A 26,328-nucleotide genomic window follows, 5' to 3' on the forward strand; every position below is an offset into this window, starting at 1 on the left:
GAGATGAAATTTTTTATCGTGCAATCGTAATCTTTCCTGATTTTGAAGCAATTAAGCCCTCGCGATTTTGTACCATGGCCCGGTAAATATAAATGCCCGGAGTAGCCGGTATTTTCAATTCAGCCAAATCCCAACGAATGGGATTGGTTGTTGAACCACTTGACCCCACAGTGGTTTGAAAACGATCGATCGAACGCCCGTTAATGTCGTAAATATCTATAATTACATCCAGCGATGCTCCTGCCTGGTTATGCTCCAGAACAAAGTAGGTGTAATCGCTTGCTGGATTGGGATATGCACTTACACCGGAAATAATAAAATCGCCTGTAACCATAAATTCCACCTCCACCTCGGAAGAATTATTGGCAACATCCCAGGCTTTTAATTTCAAGGTGTGTAGCCCCACCGAAAGATTGCTTAACGGAAAAGCGATGCTACCACTGGTATAATCGTCGGCATTGGCCTGGTAATAATTATTGAGTACGATGGTGTTGGAATAATCATCGTCGATAACCGCTATAATATCGTGGCCAACTCCGGTACCAACCGTATTTATGCCGTTCTCATCACTAAGATTAGCCAGTAACAAAGGGCTTTTGCCGGTTTCATCGCCCGACTGAAAATCGTGTGAATCAAGGAACAGTTCGATATCCGGGCCGTCGTTATCGGTAATTTCGGAGCCCGAACCACCAATTTCGAAATTGGTAAAGGCGCCGGTCGCATCTTCTGTTCCGTTATCGGCATAATACACAATTTTCCCTTCGCCCAGGCTGTACGAAATGTCTTTTGGCACCACAAAGCTAAAGCTGAAATCGCCATTACTTACACTCGATTTCCCTTTGTAGATAATGTTCTCGCGTACCTTAAAATTCACAGGAGTTTGTCCTCCGTTGCCCAGCGTTCGCATTGTTACCTGCTTATCGTAGACCGTTGGGATCAACTCGCCATTGAAATCGTCAATTTTATCCCCAAATGCGTCCGACACATAACCGATAATGGTTACTTTCTGTAAGGCACCAATGGTTTCGCTTTCGGCATTTGCATCTTCTTGATTAATGCTTGTTGTTCTGATCTGGTATTTTGGATAAGAGAGTTTTAAGGCCGGATCGGCAAGAAGTGAAAAGTTTCGCTTATTTACCGAACTCCCAATATTTACTTTTGCCAGGCGCATTACATCTCCCATTCGGTAGTGCTCGCCGTTGCTGTCGTTCTCAAAAATAAAATTGTAAAAACTTTTACTCAGTCTAAAATTGGCAGAAGCATAAACCACACGAGTGGTTGAGAATAAGCCTATTCCGCCTCCGTTCGCATTGAGTAAAATATATTCACCGGCCGACGTTTCATCTCCGTCGAAACGGCTGAACTCACACGTTGCTGTTACAAAAATGGGAAGTTTGTTTTTGTTGGTCCACGAATTGATGTCACTAACGTCGAGTACACGTTCATGAGCCAAGAAACGCTCGTTAGCATGCCCTGTGTAGTTCAGGATCAAAACACCGTCTTCCACCCGTTCGTTGATGGCTGCTTTTACACCCGGGTAGCGATCTCCCGATGGTGTTGATTCTTCAACAAAAGCATCGAAATAAATTTTGTCTGTTATAAATCCTCCGTAGTTTTCATTTACCGAATCGCTCAGTTCTTCTGCCTGCCGCATGTGTAATCCTGAATCTTCGTCGTCGCCAATAAAACTAATACGGTTGCGCCAACTTCCCAGTGTTTCGGGTGTGTAATACCTTTTTACCTTATCAACAACCAGTTGTGCTTCGTAATTTGTCGAGGCGGGAATGCGGCCAATACCAAGATCAATGGCCCCTGAATAAACATTTTCTCCGGCATCGAGAATCACAAAATAATCATCGGTTACAAACGACGAAGTTGCAGTTAACGAATTATCAGACTGATAAGTAGGGATGAAATTATTGCTTTCGGGATCCACACCTTTATTATCGTAACTGCCGTCGCCAAAAAGCAATACATATTTTAATTGTTCATTCCGGTCGTAAAACATTTTAATGAAATTTCGGATACCGGTAGCATTTTTACTGCCCGAACTAAATTCGTTGTACACCTTATTTACATCCACCACTTCAACATCCATCCCGTCGAATTCGCGATGAAATACTGCCAACTCTTCAGCCGACGCCATAAAATCGGGATGCGAAATGATCAGAAATTGAGGCGTACTTAATCCGTGAAGGTTTTGATTTTCCACCTCACTAATCATCTCGGGTACATTGAAGTTACCTGAAGGGTTGAAAACAACATATTCGTGCAATTCATCGGCGGGACGCACAGCAACCAGTTTGTTCCCCGACAGATTTGCCGGAACCTGATTAACCTCGTTAATGGCAGTTACATCCAGAATTTTGGTTTCAGCACCGGCATTGTTAATCGAAAACTCTAAAACATTACCGGCACCTGCCGACTCCGCATCTCTGAAAAACACGGGTTCGTCGCCCACCTTTAAAAGTCGGCGGTAATTTAGTTCAAGGTAATCGAGCCAGGCTTCCGCATTCGAATTCGACGGATTGAAAGTGAGTCGAATCGAAAGTGAATTTCCTGAAAGCACAGTCTGAAAATTTGTATATCTGTGCTTGGCATAAATACTGTAACTATCGTCGGTATCCACACGCGAAAAACTGACCTCGCCAATGTTTTCTTCATTCGCTTCCACTTTAAGTTTTGACGACTCATAACTCCGTGCCGCCGCACTAACTGTTAATTCGGCTGTTTCAGAAGTAATCGGATCGGTTAATGAAAAAGAATAGGTTCTGCGTGATCCGTTGCCAAATTTATCACCATACCACTGCTTTCCCGATCCCAGCGGCAACAAGTTGTATTTCTCCTGTTCAAAAAAAGCAGATTCATCAAATGCTGAAATGCTGTGTGTAGGCGAATCATTTATTTCATCCAGAGTTTCAAGCATTTTCCCCTCGCCTGCAGTTTCACTTAAGAAAAAATAGGCTTTGCTGGAGTAATCGTTGTTTTCATGTGTAAACTGACTTCCGTTCCAACTCCATTCCGTAACTCCCGGTGAATAAAAAAACAGGCATTGTTCGTTATCATTAATATCGTGCCAAATTGTACACTGTTCTAAATCGTCGTAAGCAATTTCACCGGGATCTTCAGATAAAGAAATCCCTCCGGAACCAAAAACCCGAACTTCCGAAGGTTGATTAAATCCCCAGCTGCTTAAAGTACTGAAGGGAATTTTATAAATTCCTTTGGTGCTCGCACTAATTTTAATCCACTTCCCGGAACTTAATACTGAAGATGATTTCCACTGCGCTGTTCGGGTAGCACTCTTTTCGAAGGCAACGGGTATTCGTTTTACTTGAAAAGAAGTAAGACGATAAAGTTGATCGTTTTCATATTTGAGAGGAACAATTTGCAGTTCACTCCTGTATTCATTCCCCGACTTTGATAACGTTGTTTTTACCTGAATATCGTCACTCAAGCGTTTAAGCAGTTCTTCCGGAATATCCTTATCGATCAACTCAAACTCCGTGTTTTCAACGATAAATTTAAACTGATTTCCAACACCATATACAGTATAGAGTCTGGTATACACAGGAAGTTCTTCAGCATTTGCAGTTAAGCCGGGATTAATAAACCAGGCCACCACGCCTGCATCATCATTAAAACTTGAGGTTTCGGACGTCCAGTCCAGCATAACCGATTCTCGTTGCACATCGTCAACCGAAAAACCGACCAGCACCACAAACAACAGGAATAAAAACTTTCTCATAAAACGATCTTCATCAGTGTACCTCAAAAAACGTGTTTTGCCTTTAAATATTGCACCTTACAATGCTCGCAAATACATATGCCATCCTTTCACAAGCGCGACAAAGATATTAACATCCTTGAAAACTTGATGAAAATATTGAAAACCCTGAACAATAAGAATTGAACTATTTAGTTATATTTGTGTCGATACGAAAAATAAATGCAAAAAATGAGTTTGATGAAACTAAAACCATTATTCATTTTCATTCTGGCCGCTTTAGTTTCCGGCTGTGGCTTATTTGGAGGCAGTAAAGAAACCTCAAGAACCACTGGCTGGGCTTATAACGAAGATGAAACAGGGAATATCCCTAATGTATCAGGCTATGAACAGGAAGCAGGACCAGGTCTTGTTTTCGTACAAGGTGGTACCTTCACCATGGGACGCGTTGAGCAAGATGTGATGTACCGCAATGATAACTTTCCGAGAAGGGTCACTGTTCCTTCTTTCTACATGGATGAGACAGAAGTTTCAAACCAGGACTATCGTGAATTTACGCACTGGACTTCAAGGGTTTACCCTAATGACAGTGAAAAGCTAAAATCGGTTACCCCTGACTCGAGTGTATGGAGAAGCGAATTGGCCTACAACGAGCCTTACGTAGAAAACTACTTCCGTCACCCGGCATATGCTGAATATCCGGTGGTAGGAGTCACCTGGGAACAGGCCGAGGCCTATTGCAAGTGGCGTACTGACAGGGTTAATGAACAAGTACTTGTTGATAAAGAAATGCTCACTCATGATCCTTCACAGTCGGGACAGAATGTGTACACGACCAAAACATACCTGGCCGGTATGTACGATGGTACCGCAGGTGAAGAACAAATCGAGAATAGCGACGGAACAACGCGTCGAGTAAAATGGGAAGATGGCGTTTTGATGCCGGAATACCGATTACCTACTGAAGCTGAGTGGGAATATGCAGCATACGGGTTGATTGGAAATACCGACGGCGAGTTGTTGACCGATCGAAAAATATATCCTTGGAATGGCGCATATTTGCGTGACGATAAAAAGAAAGACAAAGGTCAAATGAACGCCAACTTTGTTCGTGGACGTGGTGACATGATGGGTATGGCCGGCGCACTTAATGATAACGCCGATATTGCTGCGCCTGTATTTTCATATTCACCAAACGATTACGGCCTTTACTGTATGGCGGGTAATGTGAATGAGTGGGTATCTGATGTTTACCGCCCACTTTCGTTACAAGATGTTGAAGAGTTTAGCCCATATCGTGGTAATGTCATTACCGAATATCGTCATGATGCTAACGGACAAATGATGAGAGACGAATACGGACGACTAGTTAAAGATACTATTCCGGGAATGGACTACCGTAATTTTGAGGACGGAGACGTTAACTCACAAGTTATTGAAGGAAATAACTGGAATGAAGTTCAGGACCGCGGTACGGAGGGAATGTACATTCAGGATGATCGTCCGGGATCCTTCTCTTCACTGATCGACGATGAAGTTAGGGTTTACAAAGGAGGCTCGTGGGAAGATCGTCCATACTGGCTGGTTCCGGGAACACGACGTTACCTCGAACAAACGAAAGCACAAAGAGACCTGGGTTTCCGCTGTGCAATGACAAGAGTAGGAAGTCCACAGGGATTATAAGAATATTTGCACTTCAAAAAAAGCTTCATTTATGAAAATGAAGCTTTTTTTATGTCGAATAGTAACTATTTTTGATGAATGACAAAACTGGAAAATTTATATCAAATCTTCAACAAAACCGGAAAGGTTTCGACCGATAGTCGCAAAATCATTGAAGGTTGTTTGTTTTTTGCACTTAAGGGAGAAAATTTTAACGGGAATAAATATGCTGCTGATGCCTTAAAAAAAGGGGCTGCATATGCCATTGTTGACGAAGCAGAATTTGCGACTTCAGAAAAAACGATTTTGGTAGATGATGTTTTGAAATGTCTCCAGGATCTGGCTCATCATCACCGAAAAGAATTAAAACTACCAATACTTGGAATTACCGGCTCTAACGGTAAAACCACTACCAAGGAACTGATAGCAGCCGTGTTATCAAAAAAATTCAAAGTTGCTTTCACGCAGGGAAATTTAAACAATCACATTGGTGTTCCGATTACCCTGCTTGGCATGGATAAATCAACCGAATTTGGTGTTGTTGAGATGGGTGCAAATCATCCGGGAGAAATTAAAATGTTGTGCGAGATTGCTGATCCTGATTTTGGAATCATTACCAACATCGGAAAAGCGCACCTCGAAGGTTTTGGATCGTTCGAAGGCGTAATAAAAACAAAAGGAGAATTGTATGATTACCTGGGAAAAAAGAATGGAGTCGTTTTTTATAATAGCGATAATTTCATTCTGGAGGATCTTGGTAAAAGTTTAACAAAGCGAGTTTCTTTCGGAACATTGGGTGCCGATTTTAATGGTGAGCCCATTAAATCGCCTCCATATATCCATGTAAAAACCAATTTCGAAAAAGGCGTTCTTTACCTGAATTCAAAGCTCATTGGCGATTTTAATTTCGAGAACATACTTGCGGCGGCCTGCATAGGTAATTATTTTGAGATTGATCCTTTAAAAATACAGGAGGCCATAAAAAACTATGCGCCATCCAACAATCGTTCGCAGCTCATTCAAAAAGAAGGAGTTCGAATTATTATGGATGCCTACAATGCCAATCCAACGAGTATGAAAGCATCCATTACCAGTTTTGCTACTAACAACCATAAGGAAGACAGCTATCTGATTTTAGGCGACATGCTGGAACTGGGAGAATTTTCAAAACAGGAACATTTTGAGATGCTGAGACTGATTAAAGAAAAAAGTTTCGAAAATGTTTTTCTGGTAGGCAGCGAGTTTCTAAAAGTAAGCTCAGGATTTGGGTTTGAGGCCTTTAATAATGTTGACGAACTGTGTAGTTACCTTGAAAAAAAGCCAATAAAAAACGGGAACATTTTAATAAAAGGTTCCCGTGGTGTAAAGCTCGAAAAAGTACTCGAATTTCTTAATTAACGGCAGGTTTTTCAACTTTCAGCACATCTGCAATTGCTTTCTCGAAAGTTGGCTTTGGCAGGGCTCCCATAGCCATTTGTGGTTGTCCGTCTGCAGGTACAAACAACAACGATGGTATACTTTGAATACCAAACATTCCTGCCAACTGTTGCTGCTCTTCAGTATTCACTTTATAAATTACGATACTGTCACCGTATTCTTTTTGTAGTTCTTCCAAAACCGGTGCAACCATTTTACACGGACCACACCAATCGGCATAAAAATCAATCATACAAGGCACCGAACCTTCGTACTTCCACTCTTTATTTGCTTCAAAATCAAAAACTTTCTCTTTGAAAGTTTCCATGGTTAAATGTTCTAACATGATACTATTGTTTTACTTTATTTATTAATATCTATTTATTTACATATATCGATACAAATATAATGCCATCCAGTCAATCAACAATATACCACTATTATTCAACTAAATAATTGTAATTTTGTCACGATTTTAACAGAAATGGCAGTAAGGTCTGAACTTTTCAACAGTTTTGACAGTTATTACAGCCGTTATTATTGAGGAATTACTGTTCCGTTAAGCAAAAAGATTTCATATTCGCTTAACATGGAGCCATGGAATTTTGATTGAATGAAGAAACTGAAAGACAGTATATTTCAGCAATTGTCGGCAGTAGCTGATCAGTTAAATGTAGAAACTTATGTTATTGGTGGATACGTTCGCGACCTGTATTTAGAACGTCCTTCGAAGGATATTGATGTTGTTACGGTGGGCAGTGGTATAGAATTGGCCAAAGCTGTTGCTATAAGCCTGAAACCGGCTCCCAATGTAAATTACTTCAAGAATTTCGGTACGGCCATGCTTAAATACAACGACCTGGAAATTGAATTTGTCGGGGCACGTAAAGAATCGTACCAGCGCGATTCGCGTAAACCAATAGTTGAGGACGGAAGCCTTCAGGATGATCAAAATCGACGCGATTTTACCATTAACGCACTCGCCATTTGTTTGAATGCCGAACGCTTTGGAGAATTATTGGATCCTTTCAACGGGCTCGACGATCTGCACAACAAAGTAATCAGAACACCACTCGATCCTGATATCACCTTTTCGGATGATCCTTTACGCATGATGCGAGCCATTCGTTTTGCTACTCAGCTGAATTTTGAAATTGAAGCCAACACTTTTCAATCCATCGCAAAGAATAAAAAGCGGATAAAAATTGTTTCAGCCGAACGCATCATCGATGAACTCAATAAAATAGTGATGGCTTCCAAACCGTCCACTGGCTTTAAACTTTTGGAAGAAACAGGGATCCTCGAGCTCATATTTCCCGAGTTGCAAAAAATGAAAGGGATTGAAGTGGTAAAAGGAATTGGTCACAAAGATAATTTTTACCACACCCTTGAGGTATTAGACCGGATTGTACCCAATACAGATAATTTATGGCTGCGTTGGTCGGCACTGCTTCACGACATTGCAAAACCTGCTACAAAAAAATTTGTGGAAGGCCAGGGATGGACTTTTCATGCGCACAATTTTGTGGGTGTTAAAATGATTCCCAAAATATTCAGAAGAATGAAATTACCGCTGAACGAAAAGATGAAATACGTTCAGAAAATGGTACAACTGCACATGCGTCCGATTGTGCTTTCGGAGGACGTTGTCACCGATTCGGCTGTGCGGCGATTACTTTTTGAGGCCGGTGATGATATCGACGACCTGATGACTTTGTGCGAAGCCGACATTACATCGAAAAACGAGGCAAAAGCAAAGCGCTACATGAAGAATTTTAAGTTGGTGCGCAAAAAGCTGAAAGAGATCGAAGAGAAGGATGCTGTTCGCAATTTCCAGCCACCGGTCGATGGCGGACTCATTATGAAAACATTCGACCTGCAACCCTGTCGCGAAGTTGGTCTGATTAAAGATGCGATTAAAGATGCTATCCTCGATGGCGAAATTCACAACAACTACGAAGAGGCTTTTGAATTTATGTTGAAAAAAGCGGTGGAACTGGGGCTGAAACCCGTGAACTAGCGTTTCCCGATTTTTAATTTTACCGGCAGGTGATCGCTGAATCCACCATTGTAACTATAACCAATATAAGTCCGCTTTAATTTCCTCCCTCCGTATCGTTCATCCGTTTCAAACAGAAAGTCGGGGTCAATTATAGTTGCCCAATCCGCCTGTGCGTAAAGTCCTTCGGTATTGCGAAGTAAAGCATCCGAAACAATGATCTGATCGAAAATAAACCACTGCGCCTGGTATTTCAAGGTACCAACATCGGGTGCTGCCCACGACAACGAAAGATTATACAAAATCTGCGGCTTCAATGGAGAAGCAACTTCCTCTACCCTTAAATATTCCTGAATGCTTTCATCATTTGGCTGATCGTTAAAATCACCCATTATTATAATCTTTGCCTGCTCATCAATTTGAAACAAGGAATCAACGTGATGCCGCAACCATGCAGCTGCCCTATTTCTTAAGGGTCGTGTTTTCAATAAGCCGGAATATCGCGATGGCCAGTGATTGACGAAAAAATGAATTGTATCCGTTTTTGCCAACACGCCGCTGGCATACAAAATCTCGCGGGTATTGCGCACCGAGCCATCATCTTCCAGCAAAGGAATGTAGCGATATGTCAAGGGGTAAAATACATTGGAATTATAAAACATGGCCACATCGATACCTCGTGGGTCGGGTGAATCTTTATGAATGATTTTATAAGGCGTCTGTTTTAAGGGCGTTTCTCCAAGCAAGCGTTCCAGCACTACACGGTTTTCTACTTCGCACAATCCGATAATTGCAGGAGTATCCCAGCCGTGCGCATTTATTAAAACCTTGCCGGTATTCTGAATGCGTTGTTCAAACCTGTTGTAGGTCCAGTGCCGCTCTCCTTCCGGTGTAAATTCGTTGTCATTGGAGTGGGGATCATCTTTCCAGTCGAATAAATTTTCAGTATTGTAAAACACAACAGAAAATCCATTTTCGTTCTGGGCATGGAGTTCAAAAAAAAGGAAAGTAAAAAATATAAGAATGAGTTTATTCCTCATCATCCTTCGAAATGTATTCGTAAGCTCCTAAATCAGGTGCGTTGTCGCTTAGTCGACTTTTATTCAGAATATCCGTAGCAAAATCTTTTGCAATTTCATCTGAGCCTAAATCTATTGCAGGAGACAAAGAATCCAACTCGTAAATGTACTCGTCATACGGATCAACAAACTCCGGATCATATTCCGTTCCCAGCCAAACCTGGTTGTAATGGTCTTTATTCGAAACATTGGTGGTATCGGGTATTTGCATAATGCAATGATCAAACTTGAAATTAAACAGGCTCTCACCGTTATCGCCTAATTCCACTTCTTTGTTGATGTTACCGTAAATAATGCTGTTGGCGAAAGTTGCTTCAACCAAATCGCCATTGTACGAAGTTTTACTACCGTCTGCACTTTCCACAACCAACACATTCGACAATACCAGCGAAGACGTTGAACGAACACTGCTGCCATAATTCCCCCAATAATTGGCAATTGTGGTGTGATAAAACTCGTACTCTCCACCAATCAACAAAGCTGCCGCGTAATAACCGCAATTGGCAATAACATCGTTGTATGCATAGATTTTCGATTTTAATGCAAAAAGTCCGGCGTAAGCCATATTCTCAATCTTCGAATTACTTAGCTGAACCGAAGCATATCCCTCATGTTCAATCGTTCCTACCTGCAGCCCGATATTGGCATTTTTAATGACGACATGATTGAACAAATTGTTGTGACTGCCGGAAAACAGGATAATGCTGTTCCACTGGTCCGGTACATTCTTGTATGAATCTTCCAGCCTGTCCGAGAGGAACTGTATGGGTTGTTCAACCGTACCATCAGCAATCACCTGTCCTCTTACATAAAGGCCGGCTCCCTTGTGAAAATGTATCCTTGCACCAGCTTCAATGGTCAGTGTTGACAAACTGTCGACATAAGCATAATCATAAACCAAATAGGGTTTATCGGCGGTCCAGGTTGTAGTTTCAATGTTTTCTCCTTTTACAAGGACGAAATCCTGCCCGTAAGCAATCAGTTTAATGTCCTGCAAGTTTGAATTGGTAGAAAACTCGATGGAATCCTGAACGACCATTGGCAGATTCTGACCGGTAGGATCGACAGTGACTTCAACAAAAATAAAAATACTATCCTTACCAGGCACCTCAACATCATAGATCTCATTTCCAACAACTCCGTTAATGTTCAATCTGAAATTCGACTGGTTACCTCCACCCAAACGAATATGCGAAATCAACACATCCTCCTCGTAAGGATTTTGAACAGTAAACCTTCGTGTTGTGGAGCCAATAGTCGTAAAAATAGTGTCGAAAGTAATGGTATCTACCGAGAATCTTAACTGCGCATCGGGTGAATTCATATATCCTTCGTCTTCGCAAGCGAAAAGAGAGATAACGATAACAGCTACCGCAAAGATATGGAGTAGATATTTGGCCAAATTATTAGAAGTTTAAAAATTAAACGTTTTAGTTTAAGATCTTAGTATGCAAATATAAAAATTCAATTTACAAATTTTAACAATTATTTACAATCATTAATGATTTAAGTACTTTTTTTAGAAATTAGTAATAACCCAAGCATTGTAAGTGCACCATTTAAAATTAAAAGCTCAAATCCGAACTTGTACCCGTTCAACCATTGTTCTGAATTTGCCGAGATAAAATATGAAATTAGCGGTGCTGAAACACCAATCAATGGCACCCACTTATCTTTTACGTTTCGCTTTGTATACAGGCCGAAAACAAACATTCCTAGAATAGGGCCATACGTGTAACCGGCTGCTGTAAACACAGCCATTACTATACTTTGATTATTAATGGTCTGAAAAGCCAGAATCACACCAATCAACAATACAGAAAACATTAAATGTGAACGTTTTTTTATTTTTTGGCGTTTCCTTTCGTCGTAATATTCAATATTAAGGAAGTCGATGCTAAACGAAGTGGTTAGCGCGGTTAGAGCTGAATCAGCACTGGAATAGGCAGCCGCAGTTATTCCCAAAAGGAAAGCGATTCCAACAGGTAATCCCAGGTATTGCAAGGCCAGCAACGGATACAAATCATCTGAATTTTCGGGGATGGTAATGCCCGTTTTTTCAGCAAAAATATACAACATCACCCCCAAACTCAGAAACAGCAATACCGTCATCAGGAACGAAGCGCTAAAAACAATCATATTTTTTTGAGCTTCCCACTTATTTTTACAGGTAAGGTTTTTTTGCATCATGTCCTGATCCATCCCGGTAATTACGATGGTGATAAACATTCCCGCAAAAAACTGCTTCAGAAAGTGATTGCCCGATCGCCAATCCCAAAAAAAGATTTTCGAATGCTGATCAATTGATACGGTTTGAACTAATTCTGACAAATTCATGTTAAGGTTTCGGGAGATGGAAACAATCGTGAATATCACTGCACTTACCAAAAACAGGGTTTGCAAGGTATCGGTCCATACAATGGTTTTTATTCCTCCACGAAAAGTATAAACCCATATCAATGCAATGGTAACAATTACCGTAATACAAAATGGAATATTATATGCATCGAAAAAAGCAAGCTGTAAAACTCCTGCTACCAGAAACAAGCGAAATGCCGCCCCGATCAATTTCGAGATCAAAAAGAAAAAAGATCCTGTTTTATAGGATTTAGGACCAAAACGCTGATCGAGGAAGGAATAAATGGAAACCACGTTCAGCTTGTAGTATAGCGGCAGCAAGATTCCGGCGACCAGCCAGTAACCCACTACATTACCAAATACAAACTGAAGGTATGAAAAAGCCGAGTTTCCAACTTCGCCCGGGACGGAAATAAAAGTGACTCCTGATAGCGTTGCTCCCACCATCCCAAAGGCAACCAAGTACCAAGGCGATTTTCGGTTGGCCGTAAAAAACGTTTGTGTGTCGGCTTTTCGCGATGTCAGCCACGAGATGCCAATCAAAACAAAAAAATATCCTAAAACAATTCCCAGAACGAGGTATGGACTCATAATTATTACTTATTCAAAGTCGGGGTATAATAAATACTTTTTGCGGAGCTTTTTATACTGCTCCAATTCCGCTTGCCAACTTTCCAGAATTTGCGCTTCGTTTTTTCCCTCTCTGATCTGCATGATCAGATCATCAGTTCCGGCCAGCAGATTCAGCCAACGTTCGCGGGTAAGAAATTCACTTTCGTTTTCATATTTGTGATAAAAATCGATAAAATACTTCAGGGTAAACTTTGGTGCTTCTTCTAATTCCCGCAGATCAATCCCGTAACACTTTTTATCTTTATTAAGCGGATTAATGGCCACTCCGGGAATACTTCGTGGTGTAAATTCAAACTCTCCAAGGTTTTCATTCAAGCCACCCAGAACCTGAAACGGAAAATCAGTTCCACGCCCCACGCTTACACTTGTGGCTTCGAAAAAACAAAGCGATGGATACAAACGCACAGACAAATCGTTGGGCAGATTTGGAGAAGGACGCTCCGGCAGAGAATACATCATGGTGTGGTTGTAATTTAAAACGGGCACAATCGTTAAATTGCAAGCTTTACCGGCTTTGTGCCAATGTTCTCCGTTTATCATTTTTGCCAGCTCGCCTACCGTGCAACCGTGAACAATGGGAATCGGGTCCATGCTGACAAATGATTCAAAACCTTCTTTTCGAACCGGACCTGCTACATAATCGCCGTTTGGATTCGGACGATCTAAAACAATAAGCGGCACATCATATTCGGCACAAGCTTCCAAAACCAAATGCAAAGTCGATATGTAGGTATAAAACCGGCACCCCACATCCTGTATATCAAAAATCATTGCATCCAGTCCATCTAAGTGTTCGGGCGTTGGTTTTCGCGTTTCACCGTAAAGGGAAAAAACAGGCAGGCCGGTTTGCGTATCTACACCGTCTTCCACCTTCCCTCCTGCCGATACATCGCCCCTGAAACCATGTTCCGGAGCAAAAATCTTTTTCACATCAATCTCATTTTTCACCAAAAAATCAACCAGATGAAGCTTGTTAACCCGTGAAGTATTATTAACGACCAATCCCACCGTTTTGCCTTCGAGTAGCGGAAAATACTTATCTGTTTGGGTAGCTCCAACAACAATTTCCGTTGGCTCGGCATGAGTATTGCACGACAATAAAATCGCTGTTAAAAACAGCATTAGATTTATTCTGAACATAGTCATGAAAACATTACATTTGCAGGGACTAAGATAGATTTTAATTTTTTTAGAAAGCAATCATTAAACAGAAAATGAATCGTATTCCCTCATTATATATTCTCGTACTTTGGTGTTTACTGGGTTTCACGCAAGTAGAAGCCAACGAGCCACCGTTTTCGATTTATAAATACGCCCGATGGGTAAATGCGCAACTCGACAGTTTAACCCTGGAGCAAAAAATTGCCCAGTTAATGATTTACACAGTTTACCCCACACAAAACGAAAGCAGTAAGAATGCAGCACTTGCCGCAATTAAGGCAAATCAACCGGGAGGAATCCTGGTGATGAAAGGTAATCCGACTAAAACAACGAAGTGGATCAACGAATTTCAAAGCGTCAGTTCCATCCCGCTGTTGGTGGCAGTTGACGGCGAATGGGGACCTGCCATGCGAATCGATAGCACCACCAACTATCCATATGCACAGGCTGTGGGTGCGATTCAGGATACCAACCTTGTTCTACAAATGGGTAGAGATTTTGGAGAACAACTTAAAATGCTGGGTATCCAAATGAATTTTGCCCCGGTAGCCGATGTGAACACCAATTCTGCCAATCCGGTGATCAATTTCCGGTCGTTTGGCGAAGACAAACTAAATGTGGCCGAAAAAGCATGGATGGTTGCAAAAGGAATGCAGGAAGCCAATGTCATTCCGGTAGCGAAACATTTTCCCGGACACGGCGATACCAAAACCGATTCGCACCAAACGCTTCCTCTGGTTCCTCACTCAAAAGAGCGGCTCGATAACATCGAATCGTATCCTTTCCGTTACCTCTCGGAAAAAGGAATAGCTGGAATTATGACGGCCCATTTGAATGTTCCTGCACTCGATGCTTCAGGCAAAACCTCATCGCTTTCGAAAAAAGTTGTTACCGGATACCTTAAAAACGAAATCGGTTTTAAAGGTTTTGTGGTCACCGATGCCATTGGCATGAAAGGTGTGCAGGCCGCGCCTGAGAGAGCAGAAGTGGAAGCACTGATTGCCGGAAACGACATTGTTGAATTTGTTCCCGACCTGGACAAAGCCATTTCTGCCGTGAAACTTGCGGTTGACAACAATGAACTGAGTTTGGAGGAGATCAACGATAAATGCCGCACGGTACTGGCCTTAAAACGATGGGTTTACTTAAATGAGTATACACCCACTCCCACCAACGAACTGGTGAAACGCCTGAATGCGCCAAAATTTGAAGTTACACAACGGAAGCTGATCAAAGGATCGATGACCATTCTTAAAAATAACAATATCCTGCCAGTTGAAAACCTGGAGAAACTAAAGATTGCCTCGGTGAGTCTGGGTGGTGAGCGAAACTCAGCATTCCAAAATATGCTTGATAACTATGCTGAAGTTGAACATTTTGTGCTATCAAAAGAAGCATCGGAGCGAGAATGGGCAAACCTTCGTATAAAACTTCAGAATTACAACCTGGTCATCACTACAATTGAAGGAATCCATCGCTATCCATCGGGAAATTACGGCACTACTGAAATTCAGCAAAAAGCAGTTTCCGATATTGTAAACGAATGCAATTCGGTTTTTGTGTTCTTCGGGAATGCTTACGCAATAAAACATTTCGACAATATCCATCATGCCAATGGATTGATCGTTGCCTACCAAGGCAACAAATTAACACAGGAACTTTCCGCACAGCTTATTTTCGGGGCTTTTGGTGCCAACGGGAAATTACCGGTGACTGTCGATCAGCGTTTCAAAGTAAATGATGGATTAACCTTGGAAGGCAACCGGAGTTTCTCGTTTACCATACCCGAAGAAGCCGGTGTAAATTCACAAAAACTACTGGCGGTCGATACCATTGCTCAATATGGTATTGTAGACAAAGCTTATCCCGGCTGCCAGGTTCTCATCGCAAAAGATGGAAAAGTGATTTACCACAAATGCTTTGGAACCTTAACTTATAATGAAGAAGTTCCGGTACAGAAAAACAACATTTACGATTGGGCATCCATTACAAAAGTTACCGGGCCGCTACCCGCGATTATGCAACTGGTGGATGAAAAGAAAATAAATGTTGATGACAAATTCAGCAAATACTGGCCGGCGTTCAAAGGGACCAATAAAGAGAACCTGGTATTAAGAGAAGTACTCGCCCACCAGGCACGCCTGGCTCCCTACATTTCATTCTGGACGGCCACCCGCACAAAAACCGGCGAACTCGACCGCCATGTATTTCGTCACGAGCCTTCTGATCAGTTTAACGTCCGTGTCTCCGATCATTTGTACATGTCGCCCGATTATTATACAATCATGATGGACACCCTGGCACGATCGAAGTTGCTGCCACGAAAAAAATATACTTATTCAGGACTCAGCTTTTACCTGTACCCAAAAATAATAGAGGATTTAACCGGCAGCGATTATGAAACCTATCTGAAAGACAACTTTTACCGGCCACTTGGAGCGACAACAATCACCTATAACGCTTACAAGCATTTTCCTTTAAAACAGATTGTACCGACCGAGATCGACGATTTTTTTCGTAAAGAGACACTTTGTGGTTTTGTGCATGACGAAGGCGCTGCAATGATGGCAGGAGTATCGGGGAACGCCGGACTTTTCGGATCGACAATCGACCTGGCAAAAATGTTTCAAATGTACCTCCAAAAAGGATATTACGGCGGCAGGCGCTACATCTCAGAAGCAACCTTAAACGAATTCACTCGCATTCAGTATCCGCTAAACGAAAACCGAAGAGGTCTTGGATTCGATAAACCGCTTATTGATAACGAGGAAAATGAGATTGTAGATGCCTACCCTGCTGTGTCTGCGAGTAAAAGCAGTTTTGGGCACAGTGGTTTTACGGGCACTTTTGCCTGGGCCGATCCCGAAAACAACTTGCTTTTCATTTTTATGTCGAACCGGGTACACCCTACCCGCGAAAATCAACGACTCTACCAGTTCAACATACGAACCGACATGCACCAGGCGATTTATAACAGCATCGAAACCAGATGAATCCGCCTTAAAAAATGTTAACGCAAGCATTTCAAACTCCTGTTATACAACATATCCCAAAAACCTTTATTACTAAAAAACAATAACTTACAATTTGCCGATTTTTTCAATTCGGTGATTATGTTACTTACTGACCTGCAGTGAAGCTTTCACACCTCTGTTAAGCTTTTATTATTAATCATTTAATTTTATCTTTACGTGTCTGAGAAACGTTCTTTACAATAATATTAATCAAATAATATCACAGCGATATGGAAAAGAAAATAACATTCAATGAGCTGAGAAAAATCAAAGACAGCTTACCTGACGGTTCAGTTAAACAATTGGCACAAGAATTTGAAGTATCAGAACAAACCGTCAGGAATTATTTTGGAGGTGCGAATTACACCAGCGGAAAAGCAGTTGGAATCCATATGGAACCGGGGCCAAACGGCGGAATTGTTCTCCTTGATGATACGGCAATTCTGGATAGAGCGAAGGAATTATTGCACTCAGCAGCAGTTTAACAATTCAGAAGAGAATATAAAATATTGAAAAACTGTCCTATATTTATGGGGCAGTTTTTTTTATGACTCATTTTAAACTAAACCTAATTGATATGAATAGAATTCCGCATTTCTTAGTACTGGCCCTAAGTGTTGTTTTGCTGAGCGCATGCGAAAAACCGTGGCAGGAACTTTTTAATGGCGAAAACCTGGAAGGTTGGGATACCTACATCGGAACACCATTAAACGGATTCGAAGACCTTCATGCCGCTGCTATCATTGACACCACCGATAAAGTATTCCAAGTAGTTGAGGTAAATGGCGAAAAACTCATTCACATTTCAGGTGAAGTAAATGGCTCGCTGGCTACCGTTGATACTTTTTCGAACTATCACCTCGAGTTGGTATTTAAATGGGGTGAGCAGGTGTACACCCGAAGAAACAGTGGTTTATTGTACCATAGTTTTGGCGAATTTGGGGCAGCCATCGGCACCTGGATGACCAACATCGAATGCCAGTTGATGCACGATAATCTGGGCGACACCTACCTGATGAACAACACGGTTTGCGAAACAAAAACCATAAAAACCGATGCAGGATTAACGTTCAGCCCCAACGGAGATCTTACCCAATTTGGAAAAGACTTTAACGGCCCCGGAATAAAAAAAGCAAGCGATGCCGAAAATGCTTTGGGCGAATGGAATACTGTGGAATTGTACAGTGTGGGCCGAACAACAGCACATGTCGTTAACGGCAAAACTGTAATGATAAATACCAATACCGGCATTTTCGAAGATGGCGAAATACAACCTTTAAAATCAGGAAAGATACAGATCCAGTCGGAAGGCGGCGATCTCTATATCCGTTCGGTTCGCATAAAGCCAATCAAGGAAATCCCTGCCGAAATCCTTCAATAGAATATTTCATAGACCTGTTTCTTTTAGGAACGGGTTTATTTTTAGAATACCAAACCTAAAAGTTTAACGATGAGTGAAAAAACCTTTCGAGAACAGCTAACCTTCAAAAACACTATTCTTGGCGTACAATTTTTATTTGTAGCATTCGGAGCCACGGTACTGGTTCCGCTGCTTGTCGGTATCGATCCCGCAGTTGCACTTTTTACAGCAGGAATAGGCACCCTGTTATTCCATCTGATTACCAAAGGGCAGGTTCCGGTTTTTCTGGGAAGTAGTTTTGCCTTTATCGCTCCAATAATCGAAGCCACAAGACTTTATGGCTGGTCGGGAACCTTATCAGGAATAATTGCTGTTGGTGTTGTTTACGGAGTAGTTTCGGCACTGGTAAAATTGCGTGGGATTACTTTTGTTGAACGATTATTTCCATCAGTTGTGGTAGGTCCTGTGATCATGATCATTGGTTTATCGCTGGCTTCTGCTGCAGTGGACATGGCTAAAACCGACTATGCGCTGGCAGTTATTTCGTTGGCTACCGCAATTACTGTTGTAATTTATGGAAAAAGAATGATCAAACTGATTCCAATTTTTATTGGTATTGCTGTTGGATACATTGTGGCACTCATCTGGGGGAAAGTGGATTATTCGGCTATCCAGGAAGCAGCCTGGTTTTCGCTGCCCGAATTCACTACTCCACAATTCAGTTGGCAGGCCATTCTTTACATGGTTCCTGTGGCCATCGCTCCGGTTATCGAACACGTTGGCGACATGTATACTATTGGTGGTGTTTGCGAAAAGAATTTTATTGAAAAACCGGGCTTGCACCGCACATTGCTTGGCGATGGTATAGCAACAGCACTTGCCGGATTTTTCGGTGGTGTACCAAATACCACTTACTCCGAAGTTACCGGTGCAATAACGCTTACTAAAGTAACCAATCCTTTCATTTTACGCATTGCAGCAGTCACCGCTATTGTTTTTGCACTGGTAGGTAAAATCAGTGGTTTTCTTGAAACTATTCCTCAGGCTATTCTTGGCGGTATTATGCTTTTGCTGTTCGGAATGATTGCTTCCATAGGTATAAAAACACTGGTTGATTCAAAAGCCGATATGGGCGAAACCAGAAATCAGGTTATCGTTTCAGTGGTACTTACCGTTGGTATTGGCGGAGCCGTTGTTACTTACGGACATTTCTCGCTGGCAGGAATCGGTTTGGCAGCCACCGTTGGAATTATTCTGAACCTGTTGCTTCCAAAAACCAAAGAAGAAAAGTAAACAGAATTTAGTCTCAGTTAGCAGGAAGGATCCGTTCCCTCGAAAGGATCGGATCCTTTTTTTATAATCAGTACGTCTTCTTACTTTATCTTATAAGCCATAAGTGCCTCTCCATGTCGGATATACAACACACCGTTGTCAACTACCGGATGTGCAAAATGCTCTTGACTACCCGTTGTAATTTTAAACGATCCGCCCTGAGTAAGTTTATCGTCTTCGTAATTAAACAGGACTACATCGCCATTTGTACCGTAAACAATAAATTTGTTATCGGCAAAAATAGTCCCGCCAAACGTTGATCTCGCTTCCTCAAGAACAGTTCCGGTTTCCGGATCAAGAACATTCAGTTTTTTATTCTCGGTAGTAACAAACAATTTATTATCATGAAGAATATAACCGCCCATATCATTCTTCACAGCTTTATTGGTCCATACCTCCCTCACCCCGGAACCATCCGGTAAAAGCTCCAGTTTTATGGCCCCTTTTCCATTATCATCGTTGGTAATAACATACAAATACGGAGCCTGATAAACAGGAGTATTGGCATGATCACCATCGTGGCGGATGGCAATGTCGTATTTCCAAAGCAATGCACCGGTTTCGCAATCAACACCAAAAACATAGTGCCTCGATGTGGAAACAAATACTTTTCGCGATGGCAGATTCACAAGAATTGGTGACACAAAATGAGTGGTATCTCCGGTTGCTTCCGATGTCCAAATGGTTTTTCCGGTTTGACGATCGATTTTAGCCACACTTATTTCTTTTCCGCCGGGAAAACAGTAAACGGCATTATCGTCAGTAACTACCGATTCGGCATAGCTAAATTCATTCATATAACCTTTTAGGTCGTTCACCATGTCGACGGCCCACAGTTCTTTTCCGGTATTCAGGCTAAAACAGGCCAGCCTTCCCGTGCCCGATGTTGCATACACCATATCGCCCACAACTGTCGGAGTTGATCGTGCCCCCGGAAATCTGGCCGAGAATCCATCCCCAACAAATGATTTTCCGTTTGGAGATTTCCACTGCAAATTACCATTTAAATCGAAAGCAAATAATGTGCTAATTCCGTCTTCAACTCCCATAATTAGTAATTTATCTGAAGTGGTCACCGGAGCAGCATAACCGGGACCAAGCATTTCGTTAGTCCACAACAATTCCGGACCATTTTCCGGCCATTCCGATAGCAGGCCGGATTCCTGGTATTTGCCGTCGCGATCAGCACCGCGCCACTGGTAAATAGTTTGAGCAATTGAAAATTGACTGATCATTAAGTAAACAATCAGGCAGAATGAAGAATTGATTTTTTTCATTTTCAGGTTATTTAATTTTACGGTTTGTTGACAGCATGCTGACTGTTGCGAATATAAATAAAAAAATAGCTTATAGCATGCTAACGCGTTCTTAATCACTTCATCAGGAAAAGGCTGCAAAAGATATTTTCAGGGTATTACCGAACACTCACTTCACCTCCTGTTTCTCCGGCAAATACCGCCAAAACCGCCGCGGCATGTGCTGGCGTTGTAAACGCAGATTTTTACGCTCTTCAATGCTTATATGCTTAAAATATGAGCGCCAGAGTTTCTGGTAAAAGTCTTCACCTTCATCAAGCAAAGCCTTTTTTACCTGTCCGTTATAGGTATTAAACTGTTTCTTCGAAATTTCCACCTCCTCCACTTTATTCTTATTGTAGTAAATGCCATAATTTCGCTGAACATCGTAGATCAGCCACTTTTGATCGGCAAAGCGTTTTTGATAATGTTTCAGAATTAGAGGTATAACATCGTATCGGGGTTCGATGCCACAAAAATACATGCCGTCTTTGGTGCGCTGAAACCTTACAAATTGCAACATGCGCATGGCCTCCTTTTTTACTTTTTGTGAAGCTTGTGTCAGGTATAGCACATCCGAATCGCCTAAATCAGTTTCAAGATTTACGTAACCACTAAACAAACGTCGCAGAAAACGATAGATCTTCATTTCGATGCCCTGTTCTTCAGACAGGAAAGCATAAAAGAGAAGTTGTTTATTTTTCCCCGAAAGTTTATCCTGAATGCCCTTCCAAACCCGCTCTGCTTTTTTCGGATCAGTATCAATATCAACACTCTCGACAAAAAGATAACGCTGTTCTCCTGCCCTCGAGCAAATATCAACCGGAATGTCTTTGCAACGGTAACACTCAAACACGGCCGTCAAGAATCCCTCAAAACTATTATCGTAGGTATATATCTTCATCAACGGTTTCAATGGCTAAATTGTGAAATTGTAAAACTGATTAATTGATTCTATTAACATCTACTTTAAAACTCTGAACACTAAACTTTGAACTAATGAAGCGTTGGCAACACAGGTTTAAAATCGGTGAAAAGTTTCAGTTGCGTGTACTCCGTTTTTTTGAATTTAGCATTCATTTCACTCAATAATTTATGTTTCAATCGTCGCGGCTCCCAGTCGGAACACGAAGCCGGAAGCTCGTTGGTGCTTATAAAATATTTAGCACGTTTCATTACAATCCCCAGTTTTTTCAGATGCAGCATCGTCAATCGGCGGTGTTTGCGTGCCCGGATAATCTTTTGTGCCGACTGTACCCCGATTCCCGGAACACGCAAGATCATTTCATAATCTGCTTTGTTGATATCAACCGGGAATAAATGCATGTTTCGAAGTGCATAGCCCAGTTTCGGATCGACATCCAGGTCGAGAAAGGGCTGATCTTCATCCAGGATTTCTTCGGCTTTGAAACGATAAAACCGCATCAGCCAGTCGCTTTGATAAAGTCGGTTTTCTCGCACCAGCGGTGGCCTCGAAATGGCAGGCAAGCGTTTGTCGTACTCGTTTACCGGCAGGTAGCCCGAGAAATACACGCGTTTCAGGTTTTGTTTTTTATACAATCCCGACGATAGTAAAATGATCTGCCTGTCGGTTTCGGGCGAAGCACCAACAATTAGCTGCGTACTTTGTCCGGCCGGTGCAAAACGCGGCGCTTTCCGGTATTTCTTCCGCTCTTCTTTTGCCACAAGAATCGAATCGCGAATCTGTCCCATAGGTGAAATAATATCGGGGTAATTTTTTTCGGGTGCCAGCTTTTTCAGATTAGGTTCGGTCGGTATTTCCATGTTTACACTCAAACGGTCGGCCCAGATTCCGGCTTCATGAATCAACATACCACTCGCTCCGGGAATGGCTTTTAAATGAATGTAACCGTTGTAGTTTTCTTCGGTGCGCAGCTTTTTGGCGATCGACACCATTCGCTCCATCGTGTGATCGGGACTTTTTATTACTCCCGAACTCAGAAACAAACCCTCAATGTAATTACGGCGGTAAAATCCAATGGTCAGATCAACGATTTCCTGCGGCGTAAAAGTAGCACGTGGCCGGTCGTTACTTCGCCGGTTTATGCAATAGGCACAATCGTAAATGCAGTGGTTGGTCATCAATATCTTAAACAGACTTACGCAACGTCCGTCGTCGGTAAAGCTGTGGCAAATACCACATGCCACTCCATTCCCGATTCCTTTGCTACGATTTGCCCGGTTACTTCCACTCGAAGCGCACGATACATCGTATTTGGCCGCATCGGAGAGTATCTGAAGTTTTTTGGCAACTGTTTCGTTCATGGCAATGGATTTTTGTAGTGAAAAAATCCCCGGTCAATACCGGGGATCTGAAACCTCAATGTTTGGGCAAAGCCCACAGGAATTAATGGAAATTGTTTTCATGACCAATTGATAATATCATTATCAATCTCGACGATAATAATTTAATCATTTCTATTGAACCGACAAGAATATTTGCTAATTTTGATAAAAGAAATTAATGGCTAAAGCCGGGAATAGGTTCTCTTTTTTGCCCCGGGCTTAAGCCTGGGGTTATAAAATCGCTCGAGAACAGGACTTTAGTCCTTAACAATACTATTTTATGAATCATTTCAGCAACAACATCAAACTATTGCGAAGCAGAAAGAAGCGCACACAAAACGAAATAGCTCTGGCGCTTAATCTGAAACGCACCACCATAAATGCATTGGAAAATTCAATTAGTCAACCAACGGTACCACAGTTACAGGCGTATTCGAAACACTTTGGCATTGCCATCGACACACTGATCAATGTCGATTTAAGCCGGCTTTCAGAAATGCAGTTCACCGACCTGCAAAATGGTTTTGACGTTTTTATACGCGGCACCAACTTAAGGGTGATTGCCACAACAGTTGATCCGGGAAATAACGACAACATTGAGTTTGTGAACGAAAAAGCACAGGCTGGTTACGTCACCAGTTTTGCCGATCCCGAATACATTGGCAAACTCCCGGTTTTTCAACTCCCCTTCTTGTCGAAAGAAAAAAAGTACCGGGCATTCACCATCAGTGGCGATTCCATGTTACCGATTCCTAGCGGATCAGTTGTAATTGGTGAGTTTGTCCAGGATTTCTTCGACGTAAAAAACGAACAGGCATACATTGTACTTACCCGCGATGAAGGCATTGTCTTCAAAATGGCAGAGAATGAAATTGCAGAAAAACACTCCTTGCGTTTGATTTCACTCAACACGGAATATAAGCCTTACGACGTTCCTGTATCTGAAATAAAAGAGATCTGGAAATTTGTTTGTTACCTGAATACTGAAATCCCTGAACCGGAAAGTGATATCAGTGTGATTATGCAAACCGTAAAGGAACTTAAAACCGAAATCCAATCCTTAAAACAACAGATTAAAAGAAATCTTTAAGTATCTCTGTACACTTCTGAATTTTAGTTTGAATTCAAACTAATTGACCTAATTTTGCATCATGCAAGAGCATCGAGGGAAGCATTACAAGTCGGCCGGAAAGCTGATCAATGAGTTATCGAAGACTTCGCACATTTATTTTAAAAGCGAATTCAAAACCTACTCGATAGGTCCGGCGCAGATAAGGACCTTGCTTTTTATAGCGGAAAAGGAAGGCATCTCACAACTCGAACTATCAAAAAACTTAAACCTGGATAAATCATCGATCACCTCTCAATTAAGCATCCTGGAACGAAACGGATACATTAAACGTCTCACGGCCGAACAGGATGCCCGAATGCATCGGATAATGCTAACCGATAAAACCCACAAGATTTTGGAATCGCTTAAAATGGTGTTTGCCTCGTGGACCGAAATTCTGCTGGATGGTTTTAGCGAAGAAGAAAGAACCGAAGTATTTAGTTACCTCGACAGAATGCAAGCTAATGCACTATTCAAACTTGAACAACTTAAAAAGTTGAAATAGTACAGAATTAATGGTAAAAGGAAAAAGAAATCTAACTGAAGGGAACATTTTAAGACAACTTTCGCGACTTACCTGGCCCATGTTGCTGGGAATGATCGGGATGGTTATTTTTAATTTGGTTGATACCTATTTTGTCGGGAAACTCGGAGTACACCAACTGGCCGCAATGAGTTTCAGTTTTCCGGTTGTAATGTTCCTTAATAGTCTTTCGCAAGGTGTTGGTATTGGAACCAGTTCCCTTGTCTCAAGAAACATTATTCATGCCAAGCGCAGTGAAGTAAAGATGATGGCCAGCCGGGCAATATTGCTCGGTGTGATCAACGTGCTGATTTTTGTCGTCATCGGATTGCTAACCATTCGTCCATTATTTACTGCACTTGGCGCACAAGACGACGTACTTAATTATGTTTCCGACTACATGAGCATTTGGTACTTCGGAGCTCCATTTGTTGTTATTCCGATGATTGGAAACAATATTGTGCGTGCTACCGGCGATACTTTTACCCCGGGGATGATCATGCTGATTAGCGCTGTCACAAATATTATCCTCGATCCCCTGCTGATTTTTGGAATCGGTCCATTCCCTGAAATGGGGATTGCCGGAGCAGCACTTACCACTGTAATAGCACGAGCTGTTGGACTGGTAGCCATTTTATTTATTTTGGTGAAACGTGAAAAGTTGCTCACGCTAAAGTTCGGACCGGTGAAACACATCGTAAAAACATGGAAAAATGTGCTTTACATTGCCGTTCCGGCTTCGCTCACCTTGTTAATCACACCCGTTTCCATCGGATTGATCACCAAAATCTTATCCCGCTTTGGGAAAGAAGCTGTTGCCGCTTTTGGTGTAGCTTCCCGGGTTGAAATGTTTGCCTTAATGACCATTATTGCTTTAGGATCGGTATTGATCATTTTTGTTGGTCAGAATTTGAGCAAACAAAAATTTCAGCGAATATTTGAAGCATTAAAAGTTTCTTCACGTTTTTCAATAAGCTGGGGGATTTTGATCTTTCTGCTTTTGCTCCTCTTTGGACAGGCAGTTGCTTCGTTATTTACAAACGATACTCATGTGATTGAAATTACCAAAAGCTACTTCTATATCATCGGTGCAAGCTATGGCTTTCAGGGGCTTGTAATGCTAAGTACCTCAAGCTTTAACGGCGTTAACAAACCACTGCCTTCCGCCGTGTTTTCAGTTATCCGAATGATGATCTTGTATGTACCCTTAGCGTGGCTTGGGTCAAAATTACTGGGTATAAACGGTGTATTCTGGGCAGGATTCACGGCTAACACCAGTGTGGGAATTATGGCTTTTCTATTTCTGAAAAGAACAATCAGAAAACTGGATATCAAGCAGTAAACTGTCGTA

At 41.9% G+C, this 26,328-nt stretch carries 19 protein-coding genes; 10 read left to right on the top strand and 9 right to left on the bottom strand.

The annotated features are described in order from the left end of the window. Nucleotides 1-13 precede the first annotated feature (13 nt). Complete coding sequence (porU, locus tag WFY05_RS03315; protein ID WP_340111303.1) at nt 14-3,748, bottom strand: type IX secretion system sortase PorU; 3,735 nt, start codon at nt 3,746-3,748, stop codon at nt 14-16. Between the two features lie 219 nt (nt 3,749-3,967). On the opposite strand from porU, the gene WFY05_RS03320 reads away from it, so the two are divergent. Both WFY05_RS03320 and WFY05_RS03325 read left to right on the top strand, forming a co-directional pair. After that, nucleotides 3,968-5,410 carry an SUMF1/EgtB/PvdO family nonheme iron enzyme gene (locus tag WFY05_RS03320; protein WP_340111304.1) on the top strand — a complete coding sequence of 481 codons (1,443 nt, stop codon included), beginning with the start codon at nt 3,968-3,970 and terminating at the stop codon, nt 5,408-5,410. Nucleotides 5,411-5,488: 78 nt separating this feature from the next. Further along, entirely contained in the window at nt 5,489-6,787 is a 1,299-nt protein-coding gene (locus tag WFY05_RS03325; RefSeq protein WP_340111305.1) for a UDP-N-acetylmuramoyl-tripeptide--D-alanyl-D-alanine ligase, read from the top strand. Here WFY05_RS03325 and trxA read toward each other — a convergent pair. Then, nucleotides 6,780-7,151, bottom strand: coding sequence for a thioredoxin (gene trxA, locus WFY05_RS03330; protein WP_340111306.1), 372 nt, complete (start codon nt 7,149-7,151; stop codon nt 6,780-6,782). The two genes, WFY05_RS03325 and trxA, sit on opposite strands and share 8 nt — an antisense overlap. Nucleotides 7,152-7,418: 267 nt before the next feature. Between trxA and WFY05_RS03335 the strand changes: the two genes are divergently transcribed. Then, a complete protein-coding gene (locus WFY05_RS03335) occupies nt 7,419-8,825 on the top strand; it encodes a CCA tRNA nucleotidyltransferase (protein WP_340111307.1) in 1,407 nt (468 codons plus the stop codon). On the opposite strand, the gene WFY05_RS03340 is transcribed toward WFY05_RS03335, so the two are convergent. The 4 genes from WFY05_RS03340 to WFY05_RS03355 all read right to left on the bottom strand — a co-directional run bounded on the left by WFY05_RS03340 (nt 8,822) and on the right by WFY05_RS03355 (nt 13,996). Continuing rightward, nucleotides 8,822-9,847 carry an endonuclease/exonuclease/phosphatase family protein gene (locus tag WFY05_RS03340; protein WP_340111308.1) on the bottom strand — a complete coding sequence of 342 codons (1,026 nt, stop codon included), beginning with the start codon at nt 9,845-9,847 and terminating at the stop codon, nt 8,822-8,824. The genes WFY05_RS03335 and WFY05_RS03340 overlap by 4 nt on opposite strands. Further along, nucleotides 9,834-11,285: a choice-of-anchor Q domain-containing protein gene (locus WFY05_RS03345; protein WP_340111309.1), complete on the bottom strand. Its 1,452-nt coding sequence runs from the start codon at nt 11,283-11,285 to the stop codon at nt 9,834-9,836. Before WFY05_RS03345 ends, WFY05_RS03340 begins: the two co-directional genes overlap by 14 nt. A gap of 104 nt (nt 11,286-11,389) precedes the next feature. After that, nucleotides 11,390-12,832 (bottom strand): sodium:solute symporter, encoded by a 1,443-nt coding sequence (locus WFY05_RS03350; protein ID WP_340111310.1) that lies wholly within the window; start codon nt 12,830-12,832, stop codon nt 11,390-11,392. A 9-nt stretch (nt 12,833-12,841) separates the two neighbouring features. Next, nucleotides 12,842-13,996, bottom strand: coding sequence for an exo-beta-N-acetylmuramidase NamZ family protein (locus tag WFY05_RS03355; protein ID WP_340111311.1), 1,155 nt, complete (start codon nt 13,994-13,996; stop codon nt 12,842-12,844). Between the two features lie 92 nt (nt 13,997-14,088). Between WFY05_RS03355 and WFY05_RS03360 the strand changes: the two genes are divergently transcribed. The 4 genes from WFY05_RS03360 (at nt 14,089) to WFY05_RS03375 (ending at nt 19,702) form a co-directional block, all read left to right on the top strand. Then, nucleotides 14,089-17,028, top strand: a complete 2,940-nt coding sequence (locus WFY05_RS03360; RefSeq protein WP_340111312.1) for a serine hydrolase domain-containing protein — start codon at nt 14,089-14,091, stop codon at nt 17,026-17,028. Nucleotides 17,029-17,279: 251 nt separating this feature from the next. After that, entirely contained in the window at nt 17,280-17,534 is a 255-nt protein-coding gene (locus WFY05_RS03365) for an HTH domain-containing protein (RefSeq protein WP_340111313.1), read from the top strand. A gap of 92 nt (nt 17,535-17,626) precedes the next feature. Then, nucleotides 17,627-18,430 (top strand): 3-keto-disaccharide hydrolase, encoded by an 804-nt coding sequence (locus tag WFY05_RS03370; RefSeq protein ID WP_340111314.1) that lies wholly within the window; start codon nt 17,627-17,629, stop codon nt 18,428-18,430. A gap of 69 nt (nt 18,431-18,499) precedes the next feature. Then, nucleotides 18,500-19,702, top strand: a complete 1,203-nt coding sequence (locus WFY05_RS03375) for a uracil-xanthine permease family protein (RefSeq protein ID WP_340111315.1) — start codon at nt 18,500-18,502, stop codon at nt 19,700-19,702. An 80-nt stretch (nt 19,703-19,782) separates the two neighbouring features. Here the strand turns inward: WFY05_RS03375 and WFY05_RS03380 are convergent, their stop codons facing one another. The 3 genes from WFY05_RS03380 to WFY05_RS03390 all read right to left on the bottom strand — a co-directional run bounded on the left by WFY05_RS03380 (nt 19,783) and on the right by WFY05_RS03390 (nt 23,322). Beyond that, nucleotides 19,783-21,018: a PQQ-binding-like beta-propeller repeat protein gene (locus WFY05_RS03380; RefSeq protein ID WP_340111316.1), complete on the bottom strand. Its 1,236-nt coding sequence runs from the start codon at nt 21,016-21,018 to the stop codon at nt 19,783-19,785. A 148-nt stretch (nt 21,019-21,166) separates the two neighbouring features. Continuing rightward, nucleotides 21,167-21,940 carry a TIGR03915 family putative DNA repair protein gene (locus tag WFY05_RS03385; RefSeq protein WP_340111317.1) on the bottom strand — a complete coding sequence of 258 codons (774 nt, stop codon included), beginning with the start codon at nt 21,938-21,940 and terminating at the stop codon, nt 21,167-21,169. Nucleotides 21,941-22,032: 92 nt separating this feature from the next. Then, nucleotides 22,033-23,322 (bottom strand): putative DNA modification/repair radical SAM protein, encoded by a 1,290-nt coding sequence (locus tag WFY05_RS03390; RefSeq protein WP_340111318.1) that lies wholly within the window; start codon nt 23,320-23,322, stop codon nt 22,033-22,035. Nucleotides 23,323-23,623: 301 nt separating this feature from the next. On the opposite strand from WFY05_RS03390, the gene WFY05_RS03395 reads away from it, so the two are divergent. The 3 genes from WFY05_RS03395 (at nt 23,624) to WFY05_RS03405 (ending at nt 26,319) form a co-directional block, all read left to right on the top strand. After that, nucleotides 23,624-24,433 (top strand): XRE family transcriptional regulator, encoded by an 810-nt coding sequence (locus WFY05_RS03395; RefSeq protein WP_340111319.1) that lies wholly within the window; start codon nt 23,624-23,626, stop codon nt 24,431-24,433. A 61-nt stretch (nt 24,434-24,494) separates the two neighbouring features. Continuing rightward, nucleotides 24,495-24,959, top strand: coding sequence for a MarR family winged helix-turn-helix transcriptional regulator (locus WFY05_RS03400; RefSeq protein WP_340111320.1), 465 nt, complete (start codon nt 24,495-24,497; stop codon nt 24,957-24,959). A 10-nt stretch (nt 24,960-24,969) separates the two neighbouring features. Continuing rightward, entirely contained in the window at nt 24,970-26,319 is a 1,350-nt protein-coding gene (locus tag WFY05_RS03405) for an MATE family efflux transporter (protein WP_340111321.1), read from the top strand. Nucleotides 26,320-26,328: the final 9 nt, after the last annotated feature.

Origin of the sequence: Maribellus mangrovi (assembly GCF_037646455.1) — a bacterium.
In the GTDB taxonomy this organism is placed as follows: Bacteria; Bacteroidota; Bacteroidia; order Bacteroidales; family Prolixibacteraceae; genus Draconibacterium; species Draconibacterium mangrovi_A.

Bases quoted from the DNA above. Each gene is read 5' to 3' on its own strand.
- porU (WP_340111303.1), bottom strand. From the start codon at position 3,748: ATGAGAAAGTTTTTATTCCTGTTGTTTGTGGTGCTGGTCGGTTTTTCG.
- WFY05_RS03320 (WP_340111304.1), top strand. From the start codon at position 3,968: ATGAAACTAAAACCATTATTCATTTTCATTCTGGCCGCTTTAGTTTCC.
- WFY05_RS03325 (WP_340111305.1), top strand. From the start codon at position 5,489: ATGACAAAACTGGAAAATTTATATCAAATCTTCAACAAAACCGGAAAG.
- trxA (WP_340111306.1), bottom strand. From the start codon at position 7,151: ATGTTAGAACATTTAACCATGGAAACTTTCAAAGAGAAAGTTTTTGAT.
- WFY05_RS03335 (WP_340111307.1), top strand. From the start codon at position 7,419: ATGAAGAAACTGAAAGACAGTATATTTCAGCAATTGTCGGCAGTAGCT.
- WFY05_RS03340 (WP_340111308.1), bottom strand. From the start codon at position 9,847: ATGATGAGGAATAAACTCATTCTTATATTTTTTACTTTCCTTTTTTTT.
- WFY05_RS03350 (WP_340111310.1), bottom strand. From the start codon at position 12,832: ATGAGTCCATACCTCGTTCTGGGAATTGTTTTAGGATATTTTTTTGTT.
- WFY05_RS03355 (WP_340111311.1), bottom strand. From the start codon at position 13,996: ATGCTGTTTTTAACAGCGATTTTATTGTCGTGCAATACTCATGCCGAG.
- WFY05_RS03360 (WP_340111312.1), top strand. From the start codon at position 14,089: ATGAATCGTATTCCCTCATTATATATTCTCGTACTTTGGTGTTTACTG.
- WFY05_RS03365 (WP_340111313.1), top strand. From the start codon at position 17,280: ATGGAAAAGAAAATAACATTCAATGAGCTGAGAAAAATCAAAGACAGC.
- WFY05_RS03370 (WP_340111314.1), top strand. From the start codon at position 17,627: ATGAATAGAATTCCGCATTTCTTAGTACTGGCCCTAAGTGTTGTTTTG.
- WFY05_RS03375 (WP_340111315.1), top strand. From the start codon at position 18,500: ATGAGTGAAAAAACCTTTCGAGAACAGCTAACCTTCAAAAACACTATT.
- WFY05_RS03380 (WP_340111316.1), bottom strand. From the start codon at position 21,018: ATGAAAAAAATCAATTCTTCATTCTGCCTGATTGTTTACTTAATGATC.
- WFY05_RS03385 (WP_340111317.1), bottom strand. From the start codon at position 21,940: ATGAAGATATATACCTACGATAATAGTTTTGAGGGATTCTTGACGGCC.
- WFY05_RS03390 (WP_340111318.1), bottom strand. From the start codon at position 23,322: ATGAACGAAACAGTTGCCAAAAAACTTCAGATACTCTCCGATGCGGCC.
- WFY05_RS03395 (WP_340111319.1), top strand. From the start codon at position 23,624: ATGAATCATTTCAGCAACAACATCAAACTATTGCGAAGCAGAAAGAAG.
- WFY05_RS03400 (WP_340111320.1), top strand. From the start codon at position 24,495: ATGCAAGAGCATCGAGGGAAGCATTACAAGTCGGCCGGAAAGCTGATC.
- WFY05_RS03405 (WP_340111321.1), top strand. From the start codon at position 24,970: ATGGTAAAAGGAAAAAGAAATCTAACTGAAGGGAACATTTTAAGACAA.